We start from the raw sequence: 263 nt of genomic DNA, 5'->3' as shown, positions 1-263 counted from the left end.
CGGGCACCAGAAACATCAGCGCCAATCGCGGATCGCGAACGATATTTGAAAGCGAATCGACGCGATTGTTGCCGCGCCAGTCCGGAAGATGGAGGGGTTTCTCATCGATGATCCTGACGACGCCGCCGATGTCGCCGCGCGGCGAGCAGTCGAGACCCTCAGGTCCAACCGTCGCCAGCGCCACGAATGGCGCGGCCTCGATCATCTGCCGGTAGAGCGGCGTCAACACCTTGGTGACCTTGGCAACCGAAGCCTGCGTCAGC

The 263-nt window shown here is 62.7% G+C and carries 1 protein-coding gene; it reads right to left on the bottom strand.

What is annotated here, in order from left to right; translation table 11 throughout:
* The coding region (locus SB772_RS42240; protein WP_410838805.1) for a pyridoxamine 5'-phosphate oxidase family protein at positions 1 to 263 on the bottom strand (263 nt) is incomplete at both ends.

The sequence above is a fragment of the Paraburkholderia sp. SIMBA_030 genome, assembly GCF_046535245.1.
Taxonomy (GTDB): Bacteria; Pseudomonadota; Gammaproteobacteria; order Burkholderiales; family Burkholderiaceae; genus Paraburkholderia.
Note: the sequence above shows the minus strand (reverse complement) of the source record. Positions and strands in the feature narration are given on the sequence as shown.